The organism is Polyangium fumosum, assembly GCF_005144585.1.
GTDB classification, from domain to species: Bacteria; Myxococcota_A; Polyangia; order Polyangiales; family Polyangiaceae; genus Polyangium; species Polyangium fumosum.
In genome coordinates, this window is record NZ_SSMQ01000007.1 from 126,381 (window position 1) to 146,711 (window position 20,331).

The following is a 20,331-nucleotide window of genomic DNA, read 5'->3' on the forward strand; positions in this document are numbered from 1 at the left end:
TCAGCGCGCGTAAATCGTCGGCCCCTCGTCCCAGGGCATCCACGACTCCGAGATGATGAGAAACGTCGACGCCGACGTCATCCCCTTGTAGCCGAACTCCACGCCGAGCCATTCGAACACCCGACGATCGCCGGTCCGCACCGGAAACACGATCTCGCCGCCCTCGGGGAAAGGGACGAACTCGTCCGATCCCACGGGATCGAGCTTGATCGACACCTCCTCGTGATGACCGCCCAGCATCGCGATCTGCGCCGTCGACCCGCCGCACCGGATCCGCACCCATTCCCGGATATTCTGGAGCCGGCAGCCATTCGCCGACGACCCCGGCGAAAAGGACCTCTCCACGCCCAGCACGTCCCAGTCGCTGTCCTTCGGCCGCGGCGACTTATCCGCTGAAATCGCGAGCGTCTGCTTCGGCGGCGCGGCCGGCCCTACCTCCGCGTCCCCGCCGTCGTCCGCGTCGTCTGCGCCCGCGTCCTCCAGGGCCGCGACGCTCCCGAACGGCGCTTCTTGCGCCACGGGCGCATCCTCTGCGCTCGCCCAGCCCGCGAAGAGCGCGCCTCCTGCGAATGCGAGCGCCACGAACCCGGTCGTGCCCTTCTTCGTCTTCATAACGTCCTCAGGAACGCCACGAGCGACGCGCGCTCCGGCTTGGTGAGCTGGTTCGTGTTCCCCATGCGATCGTCGTTCTGCTCGATCAGCTCTTCCAGCGTCGAGAAACGCCCGTCGTGTGCATAAGGCGCCGTCCCCCCGACGAACCGCAGCGACGGCGTCTTGAACCCGAGCTCCGTATCCGGATCAAAGCCCACCGGCGGCGGCAGCATCGAATAGATGGGGTACGGCGCGCGATCACTATAATCCATCTCAGGCACGTGGCAGCCCGCGCATTTCGTCTCGACGCGCAGGAACACCTCCTGCCCCTTCTTCTCCTCCTCCGAGAGCTCCCGCGCCTTGCGCGGCGGCGGCACGAGCCCGAGCCGCAAGAACGCCCGCAGCGCCATCGCCCGCTCGGTCAGCTCCTTTCGATCGTGCCCGTACGGCAGATCGCCCCACCGGTGCAGCAAAAACCCATTCGTCAACCGGTGCGTGAGGTGCGGGCTCTCCGCGTGCCAGCCATACGGCCCCTCGTACACCACCCGCCCCGCGAGCATCGGTGTTTGGCGCGCAAAACCCCCGTTCGTCCCCTTCTCCGCCCCCCAGCCGGGGATGTTCGCCGCGCCCGCAAAGAAGTTCGGATGTTGCCCGACGGCCGCGGCCTCGTGCCAGACGTGCCCATCGTCGCGCCCCTCCGGATGGCAGCCCGCACAGCCCATTCCGCCGCTCATCACCTCGTCCGATCCATTGTAATAGAGCTGCCGGCCGAGCGCCGCCTCCGCGGGCAGCGGCTCCTCGCCGAGCCGCATCAACTGATTCCTCCTCGCGTCGAAGAACACGACCTCCATCGAATGCGTCGCCCGGCAAAACACGTACGCCGATCGCTCGTTCGCGGCGAGCGCGATCCCGCTCGGCGCGCCGCACCCGGTCGCCACCTTGTATTTCGGATCCGGATCCTTCCGCAGCTCGTGCCTCGCCGCCACGAACAGCGCCGGATCGATCGGCCCCGCGTAAAACTCCAGGAGATCGTCCGTCCCCTCCGAGGCCACGAGCAGCGTATCCGTGCTCTTCCGGTACACCACGGCGCGCGGCTGCACGAACGGGTTTGGCGTGGAACGTGGCCCCGCGCCGCCCGTCTCCGGATCCGTGGCCAACCCCGTCGCTTGCGGCGTCGTCATCTTCGGCCCGGCGAGGCGCGTCGGCGCGAGCGGCGTGTCGTCCTTCGTCAGAAGCACGTCGACCGCCGACACCCCCATCCAGACCTGCGGCCCCAATCCGCCGAGCGCGTGCCGCGGCACGTAAAGCTTCTTCCCCTCCGGCGACAGCACCGCCGAATACGCGAGCGACGCATTCGATTTCGCCCCCACCTCCGTTCGCAAGGGCGACGCCGGCAGCTTGATCCGCCGCGCCGACGCCGCCTCCCCGTCGATCCCGTCGATCCGCGTGAGATCCGTGCCCACGAGGTGCGTCACGTACGCTGCTTTCCCGCTCGGATGCACCACCACCGCGCGTGGCTCGCGCCCCACGTCCACGGAAAACCGCACCTTCCCCGTTGCGATCTCCACGCCCGACACCTTGTGCGTCCATGCGCTCGTCACGAGCGCCGTCGATTCATCGGGCGTCACGGCCACGCCCCACGCGTCCTCGGGCAATTCGACCCGCGACTCGACCACGAGCCCCTTTTCGGCGTCCGGCCGCATCACGAGCAAAAGCCCCGGCCCCGTCGCCGACGGCACCGTCTTCGGCTTCTCGTATTTCTCGGGCCCCTTTGCTTTCGTCACCGCCGGCGCCGCGCTCGCCGAGGCCGTGGGCGCAGGCGCCGCGCTCGCCTCACGCTCCTCCGGCTTCCTATCGGTGCCCGGCGCAATCGCCCCTTCGCTCCGAATCGTCACGAGCACCCGATCCGCGAGCGCGAGCACCTGGGCCGGCTGCCCGGGCACCTTCACGGTCCGCGCCGGCTTCTCCACGTCCACCGGCATCGTGATCACGTGCACCACGCCCCGATCCTCGTCGGCCACGTACAACGCGTCCTCCGAGGGCGAACGCGCGATCGTGCTGCCCTCCGGCGCCACGGCCTTCGGCTTTTCTTTTGGCGCCGCCGCCGCGGCCGCGCTCGGGGCCGCCGCGCTCGTCGTCTCCGCCGGGCCCGGCGTGGGCCCCCCGGGCTTCTCGCCGCCCCCCTTGCATGCAACGAATGCCGCTGCGACTGCGATCGGATAGCCCCATGAAAAACGCATCGTCCTCGTCTCTCCCGGACCGCGTGGCCCCTGCCTTCCCCGCGGCGCCGAGGAACGCTCGGGCCGCGGCCCCTCGTCCAGGGTCCCGCGAGAGCACGCATCTTACCCGGTTCACGCGCCATGATCATGATAAGGTTCCTCCATGACGACGGAGATGCGAAAGCTCGTCGCAGAGCTCTGTTCTCCGGCATGCGCCGGCCGCAAACCAGGCACGAAAGGCGGAGACGCCGCGCGCGCGGCCGTCGTATCCGCGATGCGAACGGCCGGCCTCGACCCGTACGAGCCGCCCGTCCCGGGCTTGCGCGACGCAAACGTCATCGCGGTCCTCCCCGGCGACGTCGAGCGATACGTGCTCGTCGGCGCCCATTTCGACCACCTCGGCGAACTCGCGGGGCAGGTCTACTGGGGCGCCGACGACAACGCCGCGGCCGTCGGCATCCTCCTCGAAGTCGGCCGCGCCCTCGCCGCGAAACGCCCCGCCGGCCGCGGCGTCCTCCTCGCCGCGTTCGACGGCGAAGAGGCCCCGCATTTCACGCAGAATACGATGGGCTCGATGTTTTTCGCGAAACACCCCACCGTCCCGCTCGACCGCATCGACATGATGATCGCCATGGACCTCGTCGGCCACACCTTCGGCCCCGCGGGCGTCCCCGACGAGGTCGGCCAATCCCTCTTCGCCCTCGGCACCGAGCGCAGCGAGGGCACCGCGGCGCACGTCGACGCCATCGCGTCGATCGAGCCCGGCGTCCGCATCCGCCGCGCCGACGCCGAGATCATCCCGCCCCTCTCCGATTACCTCGCCTTTTGGCAGCGCAGCGTCCCCTTCTTGTTCCTCACCGCTGGCCGGTCGCGCCATTACCACATGCCGACCGACACCCCCGAAAAGCTCGACTGGCCCAAGATGCTCGCGACGGCCCGCTGGCTCGAACGATTCGTCCGCGAGACCTGCGCGCGGCCCGCGAAGCCCCTTCCATTCCTGCGGAGCGGACGCGACGACGCCGCCACGCTCCGCTCCCTCGTCGCGATCACGCGCGCGCTCGAGCCCGTCTCCGTGGAGGCGCGGACCGGCCGCGATACCGCCGAGGCGCTGCTCGCCGAGTGCGATACGAGCGGCGCCTTGCCGGATCCGCTCCCGAACCACGCGTCGATGCTCGTGGGCATGCTCGAATCGAAGCTCGCCTGAGGTGCGTCGCGATGGATCACGCCGCACGCATGCGCCGCATCACCGACACGCTGGCGCGCCTCGTGGACGAAGAGGTCCCCCCGCTCATCGAGGTCATCGAAGACGGACCGCTCGGCGACATCGAACGTGAGGTCAATCGCGCCGTCACGAGCCTCTCTGCGCGCCTCGAAGAGCGCCTGATCTTCCGCGTCGGCCCTGTCGTCGTCTTTCGCTGGCGCGCCGAGCCCGGCTGGCCGGTCGAGTACGTCTCGCCAAACGTCCTCGATCTGACTGGATATCCCGCCGAGGAATTCCTCTCCTTTTCGCGCACCCTGTCCGACCTCATCGTCCCCGAGGACGTCCAGCGCATCACCGAAGAGCTCCGGTCCTTCGAGGCGAGCCGCGTCGAATGGTTCACCCAATCGCCTTATCGCATCCGCAAGCGCGACGGCCGGACGATCTGGGTCTCCGATACCGCAGTCATCCAGCGCGACCCCTGGACGCGGGAGGTCACCCATTATTTCGGCTACATCTTCGACAGCACCGATCACATCGAGCAATCCATCCGCCTCCAGCAGAACGAATCGGCCCTCCGCAGGCTCGCAAGCCCCGTCCTGCAGGTATGGGACGGCGTCCTGGCGATGCCCGTGATCGGCGCCCTCGACGAGGCCCGCGCCGCGCACATGACCGAGACCTTGCTCCAGTCGATCACGCACGGCGCAATCAAGGTCAGCGTCATCGACTTGACGGGCCTCGACGACGTCGACGCGGCCACGCTCGAGCACATCGTTCAAATGGTCCGCGCCGCCGAGCTCCTCGGGAGCCGGTGCCTCATCTCGGGCATTTCGTCCCGGGTCGCAGCGGCCATCGTGTCGCTCGGCGTGGACGTCACGAAATTACAAACGTTTGCCACGCTGAGCGCCGCGCTCGGCCACGCCCTCCGGCACAGAAATCTCCGCCGCGCCGGCCCGTAGAAGAGCGCACAGCGCAAAATCCGCATAGCGTCTCACCGTCGCGTGCGAATTCCATCATCATCCGAATTCGCGTGCGTGCGCGACGCACGTAAACCCTTGTCGACGGAAGCACGCCTGGGTAAACTGAAGTTGTTTTCATTCAGGGGGAGAAGCCTCGGGGGGTGCTCGAAGCCGAAGGACCCCCCATGGATCAAGCCGAGAGACTGCGTCGAATCTCCACGTCCCTGGCACGCCTCGCGAACGAGGAGTTGCCCGACTTCCTTGAAGATATCGACGATGGTCCGCTCGGCGACATCGAACGGAACCTCAATCACGCCATCGGCAGCCTGAGCACACGCCTGGAGGAGCGCCTCCTCTTCTCCATAGGCCCGGTCGTCGTCTTCCGCTGGCGCGCCACGGAGGGCTGGCCCGTCGAGTACGTCTCTCCGAACGTGGCCGTCCGCGTCACCGTCCTCGATTTGACGGGCCTCGAAGACGTCGACGCGGCCACGCTGGAACACCTCATGCGCATGGTCCGAGCCGCCACGATGCTCGGCAGCCATTGCCTCGTCTCCGGCATCTCGCCCCGGGTGGCCTCGATCATCGTCTCGCTCGGGATCGACGTGGCGAACCTCTCCACGTTCGCCACGCTGAGCGCCGCGCTCGGCCACGCTTTCGGACAGGCGGGGCGTCGCCGCCCCAGCCGCCTCAACGCGTGAACGACTCGACCGCCTTGTACTCCGCGCGCCGCGGCCCGAGGTGCGTGTCGAGCCATTGCCGTGCGCGCCACCGCGCGAGCACATCCGCCCATTCGTCGACCACGTCCACGTGCCTCCGCACGGTCTCCAGCGCGAAGACGACCGGGAACTGCGCGAACGGGTGAAGCTTCCAGATCCCTGGATCCGGCAATCCAAACGCGCGGAACGAATGCGGGGACAAGAAAAACTTCGTATACCCGAGCTCGAGGTGGTATTCGAGCCGCTTGCGCAAGGCCACGAGCGGCGAATCCCCCTCGCGCGGCGCGTACGATTGCACGTACGAGCGCGCCAGATCCACGCCGTCCTCCCCCGCCTTCTTCGCTCCCTTCGAGAGCGCGGTGAACATGAGGCGCACGCCGTCCTCGTACGTCGGCGGATACCATCGGGGCTGCACGCCCATCAAATGGCCCACGTACCGCCAGAAATGCATCAGCGCCTCGATCTCCTCGCGGCTCGTGCGATACCCGAGCTTCTTCAGCGCGAGCGCGCCCACGCTGCCGGCCATGAGCGTGATCAACGCGTCCCCCTGGCTGATCGGCACGCCCCAGGCGTCGAGGTCCCACGCCGGATGACGAAGGAGCCGCTTTCGCACGAACACGTGCATCAACCGGACGCGCAGCGCCGTCTTTCTCCCCTGCCCGCCCGGCCGGAGGGCCCCCGGTTCCGACACGTCGATCCAGAACGCGGCCGTCTCCAGAAATCGCCGTTGCGCCGATTCCCCCGTATAAGCGCCGGTGAACGCGAGCGGCTTCACGACCGAGCACTCCTGGTACGCGTCGAGCGTCACCGCGCCCGCGAAGCTGAACATGTGCGTCCCGTGCCGCCGCCAAACCCGCGCGCCGAGCTCGACCTTGTCCCAATCGAGCCATTGCGGCGGCGTCTCCACCTCCGCGAAAAGCGCCCGCAGCGACGCCGGCGCATCCTCGATCGACGCCACGCCCGATTCGAGGGCTCGATCCACGAGCGCGCGCCCGGCCCCTTGCCCCCGCGCGAGGTAGACGTCCTCGACGAACGCCTCGGCCACGGGATCCGCGTCGTAATAGCAATGCGCGAACGTCCGCACGAGCTCGTCGGGCAGCACCGGATCGAAGCCGACCAGCCTCCGGAGCTGCTTCCGACGCTTCTGCATGCGAGCGTCCTTCATGTTGTCCCAGTAGCGGAACTCGGTCGGAATCCGATCCTCCACCGAACCCGACCTGAAACACGCTGCTTCGCCCATCCTGGTCCCTTTCGTGCGCACACCCTCGACCTCGATCGAGCTCGGCGTGGTCCGCAGGATACCTCAGTCGTCCCAGGGCCGGGAGGATTCGAGCAACCGCATCATCTCTCCCGAGGAGACGCTCGGGACCGCGCCGCTCTCGTTCTCGCCCTCCGATACCACGTGCCGCATCCGCGTCGAGCGCAGCCCGTCACGCCCGCGCACGAGATCCGCGAACACGATCGCCCTGGGCAGCCCGCGCAGCGCCGCGATGATCGCCGTCGAATGCGTCGACAAGAGCACCTGCGGCACGGCCGTCGCTTCCCCGAGCGTCGGCGACGTCGCCGAAAGCAGCGAATCCACGAGCGCCCGCAGCCTCCCGGGATACACGCCGTTCTCGGGCTCCTCGATCGCGGCGATCGCGCCTCGCCGCGCCGATCGGAGCAACGTGAAGAGCGCGAGCAGCCGGAGCATCCCGTCCGAGAGCAGCCGCGCCGGCAGCCGCTTCGTATCCATGAAATCGGCCTCCAGCCGGAGCTCGTCCTCGAAGGGCGTCACCTCGAAGCCACGAAACCCGGGCAGCAGCGTCTCCATGTCCTTTCGAATCAGCGCGCGTGTCTCGGGACCGAGCGCGGCGAGCACGGTCGGCAGGTTCGATCCATCCTCCGCCAGCAACGTCCCGGCCGCTCGATCGCTCGGCTGCGTGAGCCGGTGCGGCTCGATGTGCAGCAGCCGAAAGGCCCGGAGCTCGCGGCTCGTCGCCTCGACGAGCGGCGTCACGAGCGCATAGGGAAGCGAAAGCAAGCTGCGATCCCGCCCGATATCCACCGATAACGACGGCCCGCCGTCGCCCGGCGCGATCCGCACGATCCGCTCCGGCCCCGGGGCGCCTTCGAGCTCGACGCCGAGCTCCGGCGTCCCGTATCGCGCGAGCGGTCCCCAATGCGGGTGATGATCGATCCACGTGTCCGCGCCGCGCTTGAGCGGCAGGAGCCGCTCGCGCGTGATCACGAGGCCGTCGAGCCCGCCGCGCTCCAGCGTCCGCTCGATCTCCACCTCGTACCGCACGCGCGACTGCACGAGGTCGTGACGCGACGACCCGGGCAAGAGCAGCAGCTCCGCGGCAAAACGCATCGAGCGCTCCACGCCTTCGGGCGTGCGCGCAAACTGATCCCGAATACGTCCGCGTCCACCCTTGAACGCGGTGACGAGGTTCGTCTCCGCCACCTTCGCGAGCAACGCGAGCGCGTCGAACAGATTCGACTTCCCTGCCCCGTTCGGCCCGACGATCGCGGTGAGCGGCTCGAGATCGAGCGAGAACGCGCGCAGCGACTTGAATCCGTCGATCTCGATGCGTGTGATCATCCCGAGGTCCGCGAGAGCCGGCGACCGGCCCCCCTCCGCCACGCATGCTAGGGCCGCTTCCCCCGACCTGTCAAACGTCGTATTGGCCTAACGCACGCTGAAGCTCGTTTTCGCCGTACGCACGGCGAGGCGCGGATCGGCGGGCCGCACCACGAGCTCGTGATCCCCCCGCGCCGCGTGATACCGCGTCCGGAACGGCCAGCGCGATCGCCCCACGACCTCTCCATCCACCACGAACTCGACCTCGCTGACGCGCCGCTCCACGGGACCGCCCACCGCCGACGCTGAGAGCACGATTACCTGCGCATCGCCCTCCTCCCCGTACACGAACACGCTGCCCGCCGCGGGCCCGTCGATTCGCAGCGCCTGCTCCACGTGCGTCACGTCGCCACAGCCGGGCACGCTCGATCGCACGAGCCAGGGCAAACCCAAAGGATCACGCCCCGGCGCGCCGAGCGGCAGCGCCGCGAGAAACCCTTCGTACGCCTCCGGCAACACCACGATCGACCGGCTCCCCTGCGAATCGCAGGCAAACGGCGCCTCGCCTCCCCGTGCGCCCTCCCGCGCGCTCGCGCGCACGTGCCAATCACACGGCTCCTTCGGCGTCTTTCCGCGAATGAAATGCCGCGACGCATGATCCACGCAGGCCGGCCCGGCGAGCTTGCCCGTAAGGGGACAAACCTCGACGGATTCGAGGTGCGCCTCGTCCCATAACGGCGCGCGGGAAGGCACGTTCTCCATGGCCCGCCGCATTACGTCCGCGAAGAGCGGCCCCGCGCCGCTCGCGCCGGTGAGCTTTTGCGTCGGCGCCCCGTCGGCATTGCCGATCCACACCGCGACCGTCCGCTCGTGGGTATACCCGACACACCACGTATCGCGGTGCCCCGAGCTCGTCCCCGTCTTCACGGCCACCGGAAACCCGAGATCAAACGGCTCGCGCCCGTGCAAGCCCCGCACGCGCGCCAGCGGATCCGAGAGCGACTCCGTCACGAGCGATGCCACCGCCGCATCCATCACGCGCGAAGGCTCCCCCGCCGCCTCCTCGCCCGCCACGATACGAAGGGGCGTCCGCTCTCCACCGCGCGCGAGCGCCACGTACGCGCCGGCGAGCTCGCGCAACGTCACCTCGCCCGTCCCGAGCGCGAGCGACAAACCATAATGCCGCGCCTCCCGATCGAGGCTCACGAACCCGAGGCTCTTCAGCGATTCGAGCAGCCGCCCTTCGCCCACCTCGGCTGCGAGCCGCACCGCGGGCACGTTCAAGCTCCCCGCGAGCGCCTCGCGCGCGCTGATGGGCCCCTCGAACGTCCCGTCGAAATTGCCCGGCGCGTACGTGCCGCCCTGCTCCGAGAATCGCGTCGGCACGTCCGCCAGCGGCTCGGCCGCCGAATGCCCGTCCGCGAACGCGAGCGCATACACGAACGGCTTCAGCGTCGACCCCGGCTGCCGACGGGCCCGCACCATATCCACCTGCCCCGCGATCGAAGCGTCCCAGTACGAACCACTCCCGACCCAGGCGAGCACCTCCCCGTGCTCGTTATCGACCACGATCACCGCCGCATTTTTCGCCCCGAGCGACGCGAGCGCCGCAAGGTGTGTGCGCACGAGCCCCTCGGCATCCTCCTGCAAAACGAGGTCGAGCGTCGTCCTCGTGACCCCATGCCCCCGCTCGCCGGGCCGCGACACCTCACGCACGACCGCGTCCACGAAGTGTGGCGCGTAAAACGGCCGCTGGCTCCTTCGCACATGCATGGGCTCGTCCACAGCGCGCGCGTGATCGGCCTCGGTCATCACGCCCTCCTCGCGCAGATCGTCGAGCAAGGCCCGCTGCCGCAGGCGCACCCGCTCCGGGTGATCATACGAATCGAGGAACGACGGCGCGCGCGGCAAGACCGCGAGCCACGCGGCCTGCGCCCAGCTCAAATCCTTCGCCGAAACCCCGAAATATCCAAGCGCCGCCGCCTCCGGCCCCGTGAGCCCATGACCATACCCGAGGCGATTCATGTACGCTTCGAGGATCGTCCGTTTGTCCACGGCCTCTTCGAGGTTCTGCGCCCGCGCGGCCTCCGTGACCTTGCGTTCGACCGTCCGCGGCGCCGGTTTTCCCTCGGCGTCGAGCAATTTCACGAGCTGCTGCGTGATCGTGCTCGCCCCGGACACGATACGCCGCCCCTTCAGATTCTGCCCGATCGCCCTCGCGATCGCCCGACCGTCGACGCCGTCGTGCTCGAAGAACCGTTTGTCCTCGCTGACGAGCGTCGCGAGCACGATCCGATCCCCCATTTGATCGAGCGCGACGGGCCGGCCGCGCTGCTCGGCCTCGGAGCCGATCTCGCGGAGCAAGCGCCCCTCGCGATCGACGATACGATGCCCCTCGTGCCAGTGGTCCGCGAGGCGCGCCGACGGCTCCCCCGCCGCAGCGCGCACGTGCTGCGAGACCGCCACCACCGCGAGCACGATGCTGGCGACCACGCCTGCCGCAATGCCCATCCGCCGCAGGGCCTTCTTCGAGGGAAGACGTTTCATTGGATCGTCACCTGCCCCGCGTCGCTGTACCCCACGCTGTCCGGCTCGTACATGAGCTCGCCGGCCGCGGCGGGCAATGCGAACACGCCCGGCGTCGTCGCCCGCACCAGGTACGTCGCGGCAACCGAATCGCCCCACACCTTGTCGAAGTACACGTTCACCCGATCGTCGCGCATCTCGATGTGGCTCGCCTCGGACGAGCTCCAGCGGAGCGCGGAATAAAACGGATGATGCGCGTCGATCCCCGGCGCGCTCGCCACCGTGGCGAGATCCGGCTGCACCGGCTCGAAGCCCGCCGGCAGGCGATCGGTGAGCGCGACATATCCGCGCCGCTCGTCGCCCACCTCCGGCAGACGCGCATACAGCGCGACACGCAGGAGATCCCCTGCCTTGACCTTCGAGAGATCCACGGCCCCGCCGCGCGGATCGCTGATCACGCGATAGATCGACGGCCCATTCTCCCCGCGCGTCCCGGCCGGCGAATCCGCGGCCGCGATGGCCCGCTGCCAGGCCGACGTCATCGCATACCCGACCGAACGATCCCCCTCGGCCTCCAGCACGAGCTTCATCTTCTTGCCCCGCACGCGGCTCAGCGGAATGGCGAACTCCTTGCTACCGAACCCGAGGTCCGCCGTGGGCGCGAGGCTCTCGCCGTCGAGCTTCACGCGGACGGTCGCGCCGTCGTCCGTGCTCACTTCGAGGTGCTGGCCCAACGCAAGCAACGAATACGCCGTCGCCTGCGTCGTGTAGTCATCCATGTCGGCCGCGATCTCACGCAGGAGCAGCGGCAAGATCGTCGACGAGCGACGCAGCCGCGCGAGCGCGATGGCCGCCTGCGCCCGCGAGCGCGCGGGCGACCCATAATAGTAAAAATCGTTCATCCGCTTCGTGTTGGAGAGCGCGCCCCGCTCGTCGAAGCTCGCCTCGATCATGTCGAGCAGCGTCTTCACGCGATCCTCTTGCTCCGGGAGCGAGGCGAGCGCGAGCGCGAGGCTGCCGAGCCCGAACACGCTCTGATCGTTCTTCCGATCGAAGAGCGCGTCCGCCGCGCTTCGCTCGAGCGCCCCCGCATCGGCGAGGCTCTCCGCAATCGCGGCCGAGACCTCGGGCGCCGTGTCCTCGTCGAGCATTCGATCCGCGAGGAACCGCTGCATGCCTTCGAAGAGCCCCGCGGGCGGATTGATTCCGGCCTTCTTCGCCAGGATGACGGCCCGGATCGCATAGGCCGTGCCATACACGTTCGGCTCGTCGCCGCCCGGCCAGTAGGCGAGGCCGCCCGAATCCGTGCGCATGGTCGCGAGCCGCTGCATGCCCGCGGCGATCCGCTTTTGCAGCTCGCCCTCCGAGAGCCGCGTGACGCCGATGCGCGGCAGGATCGTGCGCGCCGCGATCAGCGGCAGCGTGCTCGACGTCGTCTGCTCCACGCACCCGTGCGGATACCCGAGCAGCCATTCGAGCCGCGCGCCGAGCTCGGGCCAGAGATGCTCCCCCACCTTCACCGTGAGAAACCCGCCCCGCTCGATCACGCCGGCCGGGACATCGAGGAGCACCTCTTCCTTTCGGACAAACGCTCCGCCGAGCCGCGGGCGCTCGTCGATGCCGGGCTCGTCCACGACGAGCTTCGCCTCCACCTCGTCGAGCTTCTTGCCCGCCTCGTCCTCGGCCGAAAACAGGAGCGGGAGCGCGCCCGCGGCCGCCGGTTCGAGCGAGAATCCCACGCGCACCTTGCTGCCCGCCGGCACGTTCACCGTCTGCGAGCGCGCCCCGAGCCGCACCGTCGCGCCGAGCGCGGCCGCCGTCTCGTTGTGCAGCATCGTCGCCGCCTCGAATCGATCCCCCACCCGCGCGAACCGCGGCACGACGGGCACGAGCATCACCGGCTTCTTCACGAGGAAGCTCGCCTCCGACTTCGCCCCTTTGCCCTCGCGATCGAGCGCGACCGCCATGATCCGGAACTCCGTGAGGTTATCCGGGAGCTTGAACCGCACCTTTGCTTTGCCCTGCGCGTCCGGGCGCACGTCGGGCTTGAAGAGCGCGGTCTCCACGAATTTCTTCCGCGCCTCGGTGATCGTCGAGAGCGCCGCGCCGCCGCCGTCGCCGGGCACGTGGCTGCGCTCGAAGAGCTCGCCGAGGTCGCTGCGCGAATCACGCACGCGGAACGAGAGGCCCCGGCCCGGCCGCAGCGCTGCGGCGGGATCGATCGGGTGAAAATCCGTCAATCGAAGGACACCCTCGTCGACGACCGCGAGCGCGACCTCCGCGTCGCCCTCGGGTTTGCCGCCGTCCGTGACCTCGATGTCGATCTCGGCCTCGTCCCCGGGCCGATAAAAAGGTTTGTCGCTCCGCGCCGCGACCTCGAGCCGCGCGCCCGCCATCGACACGGGCAGCCGCACCGCGCCGATCTTGTAATCGGTGGCCGCGCGGCCCTTCGCGCCGATCGGCAGGAGCGTCGCCGTCGCGTGCACGTACGGCGCGTGCTCGGCCCGGAGCGGCACGTCGATCACCGTCGCGCCCGCCTTGACCCGCATCGCGCGTTTTTCGAGCAGGTCGCCCTGCTCGATCGTCGTCACGAGTGTCGCCTCGGGGAACGGATTGCGCACGAGGATCTTCGCCGTCTCGCCCGGCGCATATTTCGATTTGTCGGCCGATAGATCCAGCGCGTGGGGCCGCTCCGGGGCCGCCGGCAGCGCCTCGCCCTCGCTTCCATAAGCCCACAGCCCCATGGCGCCGCCGGTCCGGCCGTCCACTTCGGCCGTGATCTCGTAGCTGCCCGAGCGGCCGATGTTCACCTTGCACGTCACCGGCTGCTTTCCGCTCGTCACCGTGCAGCGACCGGCCTCGATCTTCTTCGACGTCCAGTCCCATTCGAGCGACCCGCCCGCGCCGCGCCGCCTCGCGTATTGCCACTCGACCCGCTCGAGCTTCGCCGTCACGGTCGCGCCCTCGACGGGCCGCCCCTCAGGGTCGATCACGCCGAGCTCGACGGGCACGTCGTCGCCCACCCCATACCACGTCTGCGGGAGCTTCATCCCGGCATATCGTTTGGCCGGATGAACCACAACGCTCCCCCTGCCTGCGACGTGGCGGTGCGAGGCGTCGGTCACGTCCGCCTCGATCACGAATTTCTGCGGCCCGAGCGCGGACGCAATTTCGAGCGCCTGCACGACCGCGAGCTTTCCATCGGCCGAGAGCGACCCCTCGCCCGCGCGCGACCACGGCTGCTCCTCGTCGTCGTACCAGCGAGGCGCACGCCGGAACGAGAGCCCCGCCGAGGTCAAAGGCCCCTCCGGGAAAGGCGCGCCCTCGCGCCGCACCGTCCACGAGGCGATCGCGCCGTCCATCGGCGCGCCAAACAAATACCGCGCCCGCACCTCGGCCCGCATCGTATTCTTGGCGTCCGCGGCGGCATCGACGTCGACCACGAACCGAGGTGGCTCGAATTCAGCGACCTGCACGATCGTCTGCGCGAGCGGCTCACCCTCCTTTTCCGGCTGCTCCAGGAGGATCTGGTGACGGCCGATCTTGGCGTCGGCCGGAATCGTGATCGTCGTGGAGAGGCTGCCCATGTCGTTCGTCGTGAGCGTCTGCTGGAAGACGTCGTCGCCCGTCGGGCCCACGACGTGCAATCGCAGGGATGCGCCTGCGATGGGCGCGAGCGCGGCCCCGTCGGGCTTCCGGACGGTTGCCTTGACGAACACGCTCGATCCGGGCCGATAAATGCCGCGGTCCGTCAGGACGAACGCCCGGCCGAACGACGAGGGCGCGCCCTCGCCCGAGGCGAGGTCGGGAAAGATTTGCCGCTCCGTGATGCCATCGCCGTCGAGCGGCAGGATGAAATCCGCGTCCTGCGCGCGCACGTCGAGGAACGGCCGCTCCGTCGCGCGCAGGTCGAAAGGCAGAAGCGCGATGCCCGAGGCATCCGTGGTCACGCCGGCCGAATTCTCGTCGCCCGAGAGGCGCACGAGCGCGCCCTGCACCGGCGCGCCGCCCGCGAGCCGCGAGACCTGCACGATCGTCGCATTCGGCGTCGCGCGGGTATGCACGGCGAGCGAGCGCTCGTCGCCGGGCCGAATCAGCGCGACGAGGGGCTTGCCCGCCTCGCTCCCCCGCGGAAACTTCGCGAGCTTCGCGTTGAAGGCAATCTCATCGGCCGCGATCGACGTGACGTAACTTTGCCCCGCCGAGAGGTGCTTCGACAGGTCGAGCTGCGTCGTGACAAGCTTGTTTCGTTCAGCCTTGATGGGGATCGAAATCCGCACGGGCGCCGCCTCGGGGGGCAGCTCCCGCGTGCGCACGCGCCGGAGCGCGGCCTCCTGCGCGGCGCGATCCGTGGACGCGACGGGCCAGGCGAGGAGCGAGGCTTTGGCGACGTTGCGCGAGGTCACGGCGAAATGGCGCGTCGTCTCGGGATCGAGCCACAACATACCGTCCGCCATCGTCACGCTCGCGGGCATCGGGGCCATCTCCGTGCGGAAGGAGACGGGTTTTCCGAGGCGGCTGCCGTGATCGTCGACGAGGCCGTCGATCGAGACCTCGTACGACTTCGAAGGTTCGAACTCGCCGCGGATCACGATTTCATTGTCCCAGCGCTCGTTCCGCACGGTCATGTTCCGCACGGCCGGGCTCACGCGCACGCGGGCCGCGAGTTTCTCGTCCGGGGTCGCGATCGCCTGATTGAACGACACGCGAATCTCGCGCCCCGCGGTGTAGAGCTTCCCGTCCTGGAACGTGCACGACCGCTGCCGCCCGTCGTCGTCCCAGTACCATTCACACGTCACCTCCAGAAAGGCGAGCGCCTCGGCGACGGTCACGTCGATCTCCTGCGCCTGGTGTAATTTTTCCAGGAACCGCGGCTTCGCGTGAAGGGCCAGCTTCGTGCCGGCCGCGACGGGCGTGACGGGGCGGACGAGCACGACGAACTTCGGATCGACCTTGATCCCCTGGAACGTCGGCGTCTTCGGGTGATCGAACACGACGGAGATGGGCCTCTCGGTCGCCGCGTCGGTCAACGTGACGAGGCTCCGCGCAAGGCCGAGATCGATGGGCTGATCATAAAGAACCGCGAACGTCTCGCGGGCACCGACATCCCGGCCGTCATTCGGGTGCATCGCAATCACGCGGTGGCGGCCGGCGACAGGGATGTAGCCGAGATCCTTGCCGGCAATCGTGACGCCCGGGGTCGCCTTGAATTGCGCTTTCCAGGCCTCCTTCAGGCCGGCGCCCGCGGGCGTCTTCACTTCGCCGAGCTCCACGCCGTACGTGGTCTCCGCGTCGAACGGACGCTTCGCCACGAATTCGAGCGTGGTCTCACTCAGCCAATACGCCTCGCCCTCCACGCTCGGCGTCAAGCGAATCGTGCCCTCTGCGGCCTTCGTGGGCCCTTTTGCGGCGGGGTCGGGCGCGGGGCGCGCGACCCGCTGATTGAAGACGATGCGGAACGAGGTGCCGCGAAAGGAGAATTTTCGGTCGTCGTCGAGGCTCGGGCTCTGGACGCTGAGGTCGGTGGAGGTGCGGTCGACCTCGTCGCCGTACACCGGCAAGCGATCCTTCCGCGACACGGCCGGGGGGAAGACCAGCGGCTCGTCCCCCTTGTGCACGGCCCGCTCGATGACGACGGGCGGCGGAGGTTGTCCGGGCAGGGTCGTGGGAACGGAGGGCGTGCTGCAAACGAGGCCAAACGAGGAGGCAAACAGGACGGCCGGGACGAGCCAGAGGGGACGGGTGCGGGCGGAGGACATGGTCCGTGCACCTTCCACGCCCTGCGCCGCTCGGAGAGGTGAATGAAAACGCATGGTTACGAACTCCGATGTGTGTCCGGCGTGCCGCGACGTGTGGAAACCACGCCGCGGGGTGGGCCCGACCGGGACGGCGCGCGCATGCGAGGCACCATCGTTCGATGCTACCACCATTTCCCACGCAGAGCGTCATGCAAAGAATGGCAAAAAGCCTGCTCGTGTCTAGAAATGGCAAGGCTTCGAGGGCATGATTCCGGGGGGAGGATCGAATGAGCGCGGTCACGGTCGAAAGCCTCTTCGAAGAGCTCGCCGGCACCATCGAACAGTGGACGGTACCGCCGAGCCGCATTCCTGGATGGACGGAGCCTCCGCGGCCCTGGCGCGCGACGATCGATGACGCGCTGCGTGTGCTTTCGGGGGACGGGCGGCTCGCGCGGGTCGACGCGCTCGGGCATCCCCTCGTGGAATCACTCGTGGCCATCGCGACGCGCCCGCTCTGGAGCTTCTTCGCGGCAGAGGAAGGCCGAAATCGGGCGCTCGGCGAGCTCGTCCAGAACCTCGCGAATCCGGGGCGCATCAACCAAGGGCTCAAGGGCACGTGCGCCGCGACGTGCGTCGAGATTTATCTCGCCATGAAGGATCCGGCCGAATACGCGCGCCTCGTGGCCGGCCTCATTTCCGCGTCCGGACGGGTCACGCTGCGGTCGGGCGGGGAGCTCGTCTGCGACGAGGACATCCTTTTGCCGAGCGCCGGCGAGCGCGGCCGCAATCCCATCAGCCGGATCTTCCAGGCCGCGTGCATGGAGTTCGCGTATCCCGATCTCGATTACGACAACATCATGGACTGCCACTTCAAGGGCGAGGAGTGCATCGGGGGCGGGCTCGAAATGGGCGCGTTCGAGCGTCTCCTCGTCGCGGTCACGGGCAAACCTTGGAAGACGCTCTCGACGCAGCACGCGATGATGGCGAAGGCGCTCGCGAAGCTCGGCATCTCGACGGAGGGCGTCGCCGACCTCGCGCGCGACGGGCTCTCGATCGTCGAGCAATCGACGCGCAAAGGGGAGCCGGTCTTCGCGACGATCGTGCTCCCCGCCGTGACGAGCTTCCAGGGCAACACAGGGGGCGAGCCCATCCGGCACGCGGAGCACAAGATCCTGGTGCTCTCGGTCGACGGGGCGGAAGGAGTCGTGCATTACGACGATCCCATCGATCCACACGAACGCTGGTTCGAAGGCGCGAACGTGCGGATCGAGGACGAATACGGCCGGTGCAGCATGCCGATCGCCGATTTCGAGCGGCTCCTCGGCGACCTTTCATATCGCGAGGAACTATGGGATCGGTCGCTGCCCCGGCCCATGGTGGGCAACCAAGGCTGAGCGCGTCCGCTCAACCGGCGTAGGCCTCGTCTTGCTCGATCCGGCTCAGCACCCAGTCGAACGTGCTTGCCTCGACGAGCGTCCCGCAATAGCCGCAGCGCTCGGCCATCTCCATGGTGAGCGTCGCGCCGCATTGCGGGCAGGCCGGCGCGGCACGCGTGGGGCCGTGTTGCGTCGCGCTCCGCACGAGGGTCCAGTATTCGGTGTACGCGCGCTCCTTGTTGCGCCGGCCGCCGACGACGGCGTTATCTCCCACGCGGATCGTATAATCGAGCCCGGTCGCATGCACCCGCACGGTCGCGGCCTCGTACCACCGATCCGAGGCGATCCGCACGAGCTCGATCCGCAGGATGCGCGCATTCTCGGTCACGTTCCGGAGCCCCTGCTGCCGATAAGCGTCGATCCAGTAACTCTGCGCCCTCCACAGCCGGTCCGTCAGGCAAGGCCGGGCGCGGTTCCATTCGAGCGACGTCCACGCGTGCTGCATGGCGGTGAAGATCCATTGCACGCGCCCGAAGAACGTCGATTCCGTGAAGGACGCGTCGCGCCGCGCCATCTCCATACGTTGCGCCGAGAGCCCGGGATCGAAGACCGTGGGCAGCTCCGTGCCCTCCTCCTCCGTCGTGCCCGTGAGCATGGGGCCGCGTGCCTCGCGGGCGAGGAGGTCGATCCGCTCGACGACCCAGTCGAATTGCCCCGAGTCCACGGCCTGGCTGCAATACGTGCAGCGCCCGTGCGTCGTGCGTTCGAGCGGCGCGCCGCAGTTCGGGCAGACGAACGAGCGGACCCGATCGGGCGAGCGCGAGCGCGCGCCCAAGGCGCGCACGAAGGTCCAGCGCTCCAGCGCGTACAAGGACGTCGGGGGCGCGCCCTGCGGATCCTCGGTGTAATTCGACTCGAGCTCCACGACGAGCCGGCTCTGCTGGGTCCGCGTATCGATCACGAACGACACGAGCCGGAGCGAGCCGACGATGACGGTCGTGACCGGGACGCGCGGCAAGCTGCCGAGGGTCGTCCGCGCGGTCGGGCGAAGATAAGGCGAATACTTTTCGAGCGCATTCGAGCCGCGGGCCGTGTGCGCCTCGGCGTAGAGCGCGGTGATGAAGTCTTCGAGCAGGATGACCGAGAAATCCGGGTCCTGGCCGCGCAGCCGTTCCATCTTGCGGCGGACCTCGGCCGGGCTCTCCTCGGGCTCGGACGGCGCGTACATGGGCGCGGAGAGATGGCCCGCGGAGGACCAGCCCACGTCGAGCTGATTGCGCTTTCGTTGCCTCCGGAGCAAGAGCCCGAGGAGGAACATGGGCGCCGCGAGCACGCCCGCGCCCACGGCGAAGAAGCCGGCGCCGAAGACGAACCCGGCGACACGCTCGGCCGTCGACGTGGTGTCGGGCCCGATCGGAATGGGCGCGTGCGGCGCAGGCGCCGCATAAATCGAGGCGCCGGGCGAGGGGGCTTCGCGGGCGCGAAGAGCCCCACTCTGATCTCGAAAAGCCCAGACTGTCTTGCGCGGCGTGCCGCCGCCGGAGCTCCTCGATCCACTCCCGGTGGTGCCGCCGATCGAGACCGGCCGGCTTCCCCAGCTCGAACCGGAGGACCGGCTCCCGCTGCTGCTGCTCGACGAACGGCTCCCGCTGCTGCTGCTCGACGATCGGCTCGGGCTGCTGCTGCTGCCGGACGAGCGTGAGCCTCCTCCCTTGAAGGAGCTGCCGCCGCCGGGACGCGCGTAGGCCGTATCGTTGGATCCCAAAAGGAGGAGCGAGAGGAGCACCGATCCGAGGAGCCGCTTGCGCCGTTTCATGGTCACGTCACCTCGTCGCTGAGCTCGTTGATGTCGTCCGCGCGCGGCGGAAGTGCTTCCTTCAGCCAGGCGCCGAGGCCTCGGACCGCGGAGGCAAACCCCTCCATGGGCAACCCCGCGGCCACGGCGCGCTCGATCCCGCGGATCGCCTCGCCCGGCTGTCCGTCGCTCTCGCGGCGCAGGATGCCGATATCCGTGACGACCTCGGCCCGGCGCTCGAAGACGGAAATGTAAATGAGAATGCCCGTGCGGTCCCGGGTCCCCGCGATCCCCTGGTCCAGAAACGCCTCCCGCGCAGCCGCGCGCACCTGGCGCGCCAGCAATGCTTTCGGCAAGAGGAGCCGCCGCAAGGGCGCGAGGTTGGCGCACAAGACGGCGCCCGCGAGGAACAGGAGGAGCAGCGCCGGCGGCACGAGGTCATCCGTGAACTCGGTCGGCGCATAGATGTACACGCAGAGGCCGACGAACGCGCAGAGCACGCCGAACAGATAATCGGCCTGGCGGTAGGCCCCCGATCGGGGCCGCACCGTGATCACGATCTCGGCGGAGCACGTCGCCTCGACCTCCTTGATGAGGCCCTCGATCTGCGCCCGCGCCGCACCGTCCTTTCGCCATGATATCGACGCCAT

The 20,331-nt window shown here is 68.8% G+C and carries 12 protein-coding genes; 4 read left to right on the forward strand and 8 right to left on the reverse strand.

Annotation, left to right across the window (positions count from 1 at the left end; genetic code table 11):
- On the reverse strand, positions 1–612 hold the full coding sequence (locus E8A74_RS09130; RefSeq protein ID WP_136928565.1) for a hypothetical protein: 612 nt from the start codon (positions 610–612) through the stop codon (positions 1–3).
- Positions 609–2,831 (reverse strand): hypothetical protein, encoded by a 2,223-nt coding sequence (locus E8A74_RS09135; protein ID WP_136928566.1) that lies wholly within the window; start codon positions 2,829–2,831, stop codon positions 609–611. Before E8A74_RS09135 ends, E8A74_RS09130 begins: the two co-directional genes overlap by 4 nt.
- Positions 2,832–2,973: 142 nt before the next feature.
- On the opposite strand from E8A74_RS09135, the gene E8A74_RS09140 reads away from it, so the two are divergent.
- From E8A74_RS09140 to E8A74_RS09150, 3 genes are all read left to right on the forward strand, one after another.
- Entirely contained in the window at positions 2,974–4,014 is a 1,041-nt protein-coding gene (locus E8A74_RS09140; protein WP_136928567.1) for a M28 family metallopeptidase, read from the forward strand.
- Between the two features lie 11 nt (positions 4,015–4,025).
- A complete protein-coding gene (locus E8A74_RS09145) occupies positions 4,026–4,967 on the forward strand; it encodes an STAS domain-containing protein (RefSeq protein WP_136928568.1) in 942 nt (313 codons plus the stop codon).
- A gap of 185 nt (positions 4,968–5,152) precedes the next feature.
- Complete coding sequence (locus tag E8A74_RS09150) at positions 5,153–5,665, forward strand: STAS domain-containing protein (protein ID WP_136928569.1); 513 nt, start codon at positions 5,153–5,155, stop codon at positions 5,663–5,665.
- Here E8A74_RS09150 and E8A74_RS09155 read toward each other — a convergent pair.
- The 4 genes from E8A74_RS09155 to E8A74_RS09170 all read right to left on the reverse strand — a co-directional run bounded on the left by E8A74_RS09155 (position 5,655) and on the right by E8A74_RS09170 (position 16,531).
- Positions 5,655–6,833, reverse strand: coding sequence for an oxygenase MpaB family protein (locus E8A74_RS09155; RefSeq protein WP_211365317.1), 1,179 nt, complete (start codon positions 6,831–6,833; stop codon positions 5,655–5,657). The genes E8A74_RS09150 and E8A74_RS09155 overlap by 11 nt on opposite strands.
- Positions 6,834–6,986: 153 nt before the next feature.
- Complete coding sequence (locus E8A74_RS09160; RefSeq protein ID WP_136928571.1) at positions 6,987–8,267, reverse strand: AAA family ATPase; 1,281 nt, start codon at positions 8,265–8,267, stop codon at positions 6,987–6,989.
- A gap of 87 nt (positions 8,268–8,354) precedes the next feature.
- Complete coding sequence (gene pbpC / locus E8A74_RS09165; RefSeq protein ID WP_136928572.1) at positions 8,355–10,793, reverse strand: penicillin-binding protein 1C; 2,439 nt, start codon at positions 10,791–10,793, stop codon at positions 8,355–8,357.
- Positions 10,790–16,531, reverse strand: coding sequence for an alpha-2-macroglobulin family protein (locus tag E8A74_RS09170; RefSeq protein ID WP_170228988.1), 5,742 nt, complete (start codon positions 16,529–16,531; stop codon positions 10,790–10,792). Before E8A74_RS09170 ends, pbpC begins: the two co-directional genes overlap by 4 nt.
- Before the next feature lie 266 nt (positions 16,532–16,797).
- Here E8A74_RS09170 and E8A74_RS09175 point away from each other — a divergent pair, with 266 nt between their 5' ends.
- Positions 16,798–17,904: a hypothetical protein gene (locus tag E8A74_RS09175; RefSeq protein ID WP_136928574.1), complete on the forward strand. Its 1,107-nt coding sequence runs from the start codon at positions 16,798–16,800 to the stop codon at positions 17,902–17,904.
- A 10-nt stretch (positions 17,905–17,914) separates the two neighbouring features.
- On the opposite strand, the gene E8A74_RS09180 is transcribed toward E8A74_RS09175, so the two are convergent.
- Both E8A74_RS09180 and E8A74_RS09185 read right to left on the reverse strand, forming a co-directional pair.
- Positions 17,915–19,702 (reverse strand): TIM44-like domain-containing protein, encoded by a 1,788-nt coding sequence (locus E8A74_RS09180; RefSeq protein WP_136928575.1) that lies wholly within the window; start codon positions 19,700–19,702, stop codon positions 17,915–17,917.
- A gap of 2 nt (positions 19,703–19,704) precedes the next feature.
- On the reverse strand, positions 19,705–20,331 hold the full coding sequence (locus tag E8A74_RS09185) for a TPM domain-containing protein (RefSeq protein WP_136928576.1): 627 nt from the start codon (positions 20,329–20,331) through the stop codon (positions 19,705–19,707).

Bases quoted from the DNA above. Each gene is read 5' to 3' on its own strand.
- E8A74_RS09130 (WP_136928565.1), bottom strand. From the start codon at position 612: ATGAAGACGAAGAAGGGCACGACCGGGTTCGTGGCGCTCGCATTCGCA.
- E8A74_RS09135 (WP_136928566.1), bottom strand. From the start codon at position 2,831: ATGCGTTTTTCATGGGGCTATCCGATCGCAGTCGCAGCGGCATTCGTT.
- E8A74_RS09140 (WP_136928567.1), top strand. From the start codon at position 2,974: ATGACGACGGAGATGCGAAAGCTCGTCGCAGAGCTCTGTTCTCCGGCA.
- E8A74_RS09145 (WP_136928568.1), top strand. From the start codon at position 4,026: ATGGATCACGCCGCACGCATGCGCCGCATCACCGACACGCTGGCGCGC.
- E8A74_RS09150 (WP_136928569.1), top strand. From the start codon at position 5,153: ATGGATCAAGCCGAGAGACTGCGTCGAATCTCCACGTCCCTGGCACGC.
- E8A74_RS09155 (WP_211365317.1), bottom strand. From the start codon at position 6,833: ATGCAGAAGCGTCGGAAGCAGCTCCGGAGGCTGGTCGGCTTCGATCCG.
- E8A74_RS09160 (WP_136928571.1), bottom strand. From the start codon at position 8,267: ATGATCACACGCATCGAGATCGACGGATTCAAGTCGCTGCGCGCGTTC.
- pbpC (WP_136928572.1), bottom strand. From the start codon at position 10,793: ATGAAACGTCTTCCCTCGAAGAAGGCCCTGCGGCGGATGGGCATTGCG.
- E8A74_RS09170 (WP_170228988.1), bottom strand. From the start codon at position 16,531: ATGTCCTCCGCCCGCACCCGTCCCCTCTGGCTCGTCCCGGCCGTCCTG.
- E8A74_RS09175 (WP_136928574.1), top strand. From the start codon at position 16,798: ATGAGCGCGGTCACGGTCGAAAGCCTCTTCGAAGAGCTCGCCGGCACC.
- E8A74_RS09180 (WP_136928575.1), bottom strand. From the start codon at position 19,702: ATGAAACGGCGCAAGCGGCTCCTCGGATCGGTGCTCCTCTCGCTCCTC.
- E8A74_RS09185 (WP_136928576.1), bottom strand. From the start codon at position 20,331: ATGGCGTCGATATCATGGCGAAAGGACGGTGCGGCGCGGGCGCAGATC.